Consider the following 4975-nt stretch of genomic DNA (forward strand, 5'->3'; position numbering starts at 1 on the left):
CGGCACCAGTGCGGCAGCGCGCGCTGCCGGGTCCACGGTTTCCACCGTCATGCCTTCCTTGAGCCGGTCCGCGCCGTCGATCACCACGCGCTGGCCGGGCTGCACGCCCTTGGTCACGACGGTACGCTCGCCGTCGGACGGCCCCAGCGTGACCACCTGGACCTTGACCTTGCTGCTCTCGTCCACCACATACACGAAGGTACCTTGCTGGCCGCGCTGGATGGCCGCCACCGGCACCACGGTGGCATCCTCGATGGTGTCCACGCGCGTGCGCATGTTGACGAACTGGTTAGGGAACAGCAGGCCGTCGGTATTCTGGAAGATCGCCTTGAGCTTGACCGTCCCGGTGGTGGTGTCGATCTGGTTGTCGGTGGTCAGCAGCGTGCCCTCGGCCAGCCGGTTGCGCGCCTGGCGGTCCCAGGCCTGGACCGGAATGGTCTCGCCGGCATGCAGGCGCCTGAGTACCGAAGGCAGGTTGTCTTCGGGAATGGTGTAGAGCACGGCGATCGGCTGGATCTGGGTGATCAGGGCGATGCCGTTGGTGTCACTGGTGCTGACGATATTGCCCGGATCGACCTGCCGCAGGCCGATGCGGCCCGAAGCCGGCGCCACGATGCGGGTGTAGCCCAGTTGCAGGCGGGCGCTGTCCACGTTGGCCTGGTCGGTCTTGACCACGCCTTCGTACTGGCGCACCAGCGCGTCCTGGGTGTCGACCTGCTGGCTGGAGATCGAGTCCTGCCCAAGCAGGGTGCGGTAGCGCTTCTGGTCCAGGCGGGCGTTTTCGAGCAGTGCGCGGTCGCGCGCCAGCGTGCCCACGGCCTGGTCCAGCGTGGCCTGGAACGGGCGGGGGTCGATCTCGGCAAGGACATCGCCGGCCTTGACCATCTGGCCTTCCTTGAACAGCACCTTGAGCAGCGGACCCGACACCTGGGCCCGCACGGTCACGTTGGCCACCGGCGTGACGTTGCCCAGGCCGTTGAGGATGACTTCCATATTACGTTGGGCCACGGTGCTGACCACCACCGGCGAGCGCTGGCCACCGGGGCCACCGGGGCCGCCGGGACCGCCGCGGCCGCCGGGACCACCGGCTGCGCCGGGCGCCCCAGGGGCGCTGGCGGCGGGGGCACGGTGCTTATACCAGTACCAGCCGCCGCCGGCCAATAGCAGGATCAGCGCGGTGGCGATCAGTTTGCGGCGGCGCGAGGCAGCCTTGGGCGGCGGTGGCAGCTTAGCCTGTTGATGTTCTTCGGGTTTGGCCATGACCGGATCCTGGGAGCGACGCGAAAAAGAGAGCGCGTTCGAACAAATTTCGGGGTAAGAGAGGCAGCAGTATGCCGTAATGCCATCGGCACGTGCCGCAGGCAGCACGCGGCTTGTGGTGGCCGGGCGGCATCGGGGCGGGACCGTTTAGTCCGGCGACCGCCGGCAACGGCAAACATAAGCGAAGCATAATGCGCCTTGATGCTCCTCGTGTTTCAACGCCGGCATCCATTCTTACAGACCATTACCAGCGGCTCGGGTGTAATGCCCTGAAACAATTCGCCCGGATTGCCGCGCCCAGCCTAGCTATCATCTGCCTATGCGAGTCAATCAGCCTACCCAGATTCTGGTCGTCGACGACGATCCCGAACTCCGCGACCTGCTGCGCGAGTATTTAAGCCAGCAGGGTTTCGCCGTGTCCGTGCTGCACGATGGCGAAGGGTTGCAGGCGCGCCTGGAGCGCGAGCGGCCAGCCCTGATCGTGCTCGACCTGATGATGCCGAAGGTGGACGGCCTGACGGCGCTGCGCAACCTGCGCGCCAAGAACGACGACATTCCCGTGATCCTGCTGACCGCGCGCAGCGACGAGATCGACCGCATCGTCGGGCTGGAGATTGGCGCCGACGATTATCTCGGCAAGCCGTTTTCGCCGCGCGAACTGCTGGCCCGCATCAATGCCGTGCTGCGCCGCAAGCTGGCGCGCCCGGCCGCCGCGCCGGAAGACCGCGAGGGCATCGCCTTCGGGCCCTTCCGTGTCAACTTTCGCCAGCGCGCGCTGGCGCGCGCCGGCGAGCAGGTGGCGATCAGCGATACCGAGTTCGCGCTGCTCAAGTTGCTGTTGATGCATCCGCTGGAGGTGCTGTCACGCGAGCGCATCGTGGAACTGATGTACGGCACCGCCAGCGGCATCAGCGATCGCGGCATCGACGTGCAGATCTGGCGCCTGCGCCGCCTGCTCGACGAGGACGCCCAGCGTCCCCGCTACATCCAGACCGTGCGGGGGCGAGGCTATACCTTCGTGCCTGACGAAGCAGACGACATACCGCAATGAAGCTGCGCATCGATACGCTGTTCGGACGCATCGCGCTGCTGATCGCAGCCGTGCTGGTGCTGAGCCATTTTTCCTGGCTTGCCATCCTGCGCATGGATCGCCGCCAGCAGCAGGTGGATTACTCCGTCGAACAGATGATGTTCCAGTTCGAGAGCATCCAGCGCGCGCTCGCCGTGCAGCCTCCGGCCAGGCTGCCGAGCCTGGTGGAAGTGGCCAGCGAGGCCAGCGCGGCGGAGCATACCGTGGCGGCCAAGGGCAGGGCGCGCCGGCTGGTCGAGAAGTTCGCGCAGCGCATGCCGGCCGGTACCCAGGTGCGGCTCGAAGAAGAAGAGACGTCGCGCATCTGGATCAAGCTACCCCAGCGGCAGGACTGGATCGCGATGCCGGTGCTGTGGGTGCTCAACCCGCCGCCCGACAATCGCCTGCTGCCCGGCGTGATCCTGGTGGTCGGGGTGGCCATGGCGGTGGCCTTGCTGATCGCCTGGCAGATCCAGCGCCCGGTGCGCGACATGGCCGCGGCCGCCGAGCAGTTGTCGCGCCAGCACACCGTCGAGCCGCTGCGCGAACGTGGCCCGCACGAGTTGCGCCAGTTGATCGTGCGTTTCAATCGGATGATGGCCGACCTGACCCGTATCGACCAGGAACGCAACACCATGCTGGCCGGTATCGCCCACGACCTCAAGACGCCGCTGGCGCGGCTGCGGCTGCGCGCCGAGATGCTGGCCGATCCCAAGGCGGCGGCTGGCGTCACGCGTGACGTCGAATCCATGTCGGCCATCGTCGAACAATTCCTCACCTTCGCCCAGAGTGGCGAGCCAGCCGCCCGGCCGGTGCCGGTGGACCGCCGCATCGGCGAATTGGCCGCATCGCTGGCGGAGCAGGACAAGCCGGTGGAAGTGTCGCTGATGGCAGGCGAAGGATTCCGCATGATTGCCACCCAGCTCGACCGCATCGTTGGCAACCTGATCGACAACGCCTATGCCTATGGCGCTCCGCCGGTGCTGCTCAGTACCTCGCGCCAGGCCGATGGCTGGCACATGGTGGTGGAAGACCACGGCGAAGGCATTCCGCCGGAAGCAATGGACAAGGTAACGCTGCCGTTCGTGCGGCTGGATCCGGCGCGCGGCGGCAATGCGCATTCGGGCCTGGGCCTGGCCATCGTGGACCGGCTAGTGCGCCAGGCAGGCGGGCGGCTCGTGCTGGAAAACCGTGCCGAGGGCGGGTTGCGGGTGGAAATGGTGTTTCCGTTCGCGGCGCTGGCACAGGCGGCCTGACCGCTGTTTCATACGCAGCTTCGGCGCCGCGCCGGCTACCGGCTGCGGCGTCCCGGAGCGTATCAATCCTGAAACACTTTCCGGTAAATTCTCCCGCCGCGGACGCTTCCGCCTGGCGTCATGACCACGCGGGCCAGACGATGTCTCGCATGGTACGCAGATTGCTGCACGTACTTGCTCTGTGCGCTTTGGCGACGCGTAGTGCCATTCCAGTTGATCAGGAGACGCATCATGGCAACTTTCGTAGCACTCTTAAACTTTACCGACCAGGGAATCCGTACCGTAAAAGACACAACCAAGCGCGCCGCTGCCGTTCGCGAATTGGCGAAGAAAAACGGCATCGACATGAAAGACATCTACTGGACGCTCGGGCAATATGACCTTGTAGTGACCTTTACGGCGCCAGACGAAGCTACCATGACCGCGTTCGGCCTGTCCCTGGGTATGGCTGGCAATGTGCGCACCCAGACGCTGCGTGCCTTCTCCGCGGACGAGATGAACGACATCCTCAGCAAGATGCCGTAAGCGCATTCGTTCTCACCGCCTCGCCAAGAAGAAAGCCCGCTTTGTGCGGGCTTTCTTCTTGGCTCGGATGCATTCCGCCTTCAGGCGCCGGGCACCTTCTTCTTTTCCCCGATGCGGCTTTCCTTGCCCGCCAGCAGCTTGCCGATGTTCTGGCGATGGCGGACCACCAGCAACACGCTGATCGCGAAGACTGCGCCGGCAATCACGTCCACGCCCTGCATCAGCACATAGAAAAAGGGCGCGAAGACCGCGGACACCAGCGCCGCCAGCGACGAATAGCGGAAGAAGAACGCCATGATCAGCCAGGTGGCCAGCGTGCCCGCGCCCAGCAGCGGATCGATGGCGAACAGGATGCCCGCGGCGGTAGCCACGCCCTTGCCGCCGGCGAACCGGAAGAAGACCGGGAACAGGTGGCCCAGGAAGACCGCCACGGCCACCATCGCGATGCCGGTGTCGTCCAGGCCGTAGGCCGGGCCGAAACGCTCCGCCAGCCAGACCGCCAGCCAGCCTTTCAAGGCGTCGCCGATCAGCGTCAGTACGGCGGCTTTCTTGTTGCCGCTGCGCAGGACGTTGGTGGCGCCAGGATTGCCGGAGCCGTAGGTGTGCGGGTCAGGAAGGTTCATGGCCTTGCTGACCACGACGGCGAAGGAAATGGAGCCGATCAGGTAGGCGGCGAGGGCGAAGATTAGGTTGGCCATTTGGGGGAACCGGGTATTTGAGGCTGGCGGGATTGTAGCGTGGAAGGGGGGTGTTTTCTTTGGGGACTTCCCGGAGGGGGGGATGGGGGGCTTGTTACGGTGTGCGAAACCGTTGGGTTTTGATTGCTGGGTGGGTCTTTGGATTTGGCGGTGTTGGTTGTTGGACC

Annotated in this window: 5 protein-coding genes; 3 read left to right on the forward strand and 2 right to left on the reverse strand. The window is 65.5% G+C overall.

Translation table 11 applies throughout. From position 1 onward, the window contains the following. Positions 1-1260, reverse strand: a 1260-nt coding sequence (locus tag CF70_RS04780; protein WP_035861131.1) for an MdtA/MuxA family multidrug efflux RND transporter periplasmic adaptor subunit, incomplete at its 3' end; no start/stop codon positions are given. A gap of 319 nt (positions 1261-1579) precedes the next feature. Between CF70_RS04780 and CF70_RS04785 the strand changes: the two genes are divergently transcribed. From CF70_RS04785 to CF70_RS04795, 3 genes are all read left to right on the forward strand, one after another. Then, positions 1580-2311, forward strand: coding sequence for a response regulator (locus CF70_RS04785; RefSeq protein WP_035861133.1), 732 nt, complete (start codon positions 1580-1582; stop codon positions 2309-2311). After that, on the forward strand, positions 2308-3585 hold the full coding sequence (locus CF70_RS04790; protein WP_035861135.1) for an ATP-binding protein: 1278 nt from the start codon (positions 2308-2310) through the stop codon (positions 3583-3585). The genes CF70_RS04785 and CF70_RS04790 overlap by 4 nt, the downstream gene beginning before the upstream one ends. Positions 3586-3816: 231 nt before the next feature. Then, positions 3817-4110 (forward strand): GYD domain-containing protein, encoded by a 294-nt coding sequence (locus CF70_RS04795; RefSeq protein WP_035861137.1) that lies wholly within the window; start codon positions 3817-3819, stop codon positions 4108-4110. Positions 4111-4190: 80 nt separating this feature from the next. Here the strand turns inward: CF70_RS04795 and plsY are convergent, their stop codons facing one another. Then, positions 4191-4808 carry a glycerol-3-phosphate 1-O-acyltransferase PlsY gene (gene plsY, locus CF70_RS04800; protein ID WP_035861139.1) on the reverse strand — a complete coding sequence of 206 codons (618 nt, stop codon included), beginning with the start codon at positions 4806-4808 and terminating at the stop codon, positions 4191-4193. Between the last annotated feature and the right edge of the window lie 167 nt (positions 4809-4975).

It is taken from the genome of Cupriavidus sp. SK-3 (assembly GCF_000611145.1).
In the GTDB taxonomy this organism is placed as follows: domain Bacteria; phylum Pseudomonadota; class Gammaproteobacteria; order Burkholderiales; family Burkholderiaceae; genus Cupriavidus.